Source organism: Citrobacter sp. VF227, assembly GCF_052950715.1.
The window spans coordinates 1-446 of the sequence record NZ_JBRFVF010000526.1; the positions used below are offsets into that span (position 1 = coordinate 1).

Sequence of the window (446 nt, forward strand, 5' to 3'; positions counted from 1 at the left end):
GTATTACACCGCCCAGCCGAAAGAGCAGAGTGATGAGGACCGTGCTTTGCTTAATGCTATGTGGGGGCCGGGCCTGACGCGTTCGCCTGAGCAGCAAAAAATCGTTGAAGCGCTGGCACCGGATGAAGCAGATACTATCCTGCTGAAATGGCGTTACAGCGCATTTCATCGCTCTCCGTTAGAACAGATGCTTAAGGAAACCGGGCGTAATCAACTGATTATTACTGGCGTGTATGCGCATATTGGCTGTATGACCACCGCAACAGACGCCTTCACGCGTGATATCAAACCGTTTATGGTTGCCGATGCGTTGGCGGACTTTAGCCGTGACGAACATCTGATGTCGCTGAAATATGCGGCGGGACGTTCCGGGCGTGTGGTGATGACGCAGGAATGATTGCCGAGGCCTGTCCCGGCCAGTAAAGAGGCGTTGCGCCGCGTTATTC

Annotated in this window: 1 pseudogene; it reads left to right on the top strand. The window is 54.0% G+C overall.

The features are described from left to right. A pseudogene (locus ACU8YC_RS27675) lies at nucleotides 1–394 on the top strand (isochorismatase family protein); the annotation flags it as partial. Between the last annotated feature and the right edge of the window lie 52 nt (nucleotides 395–446).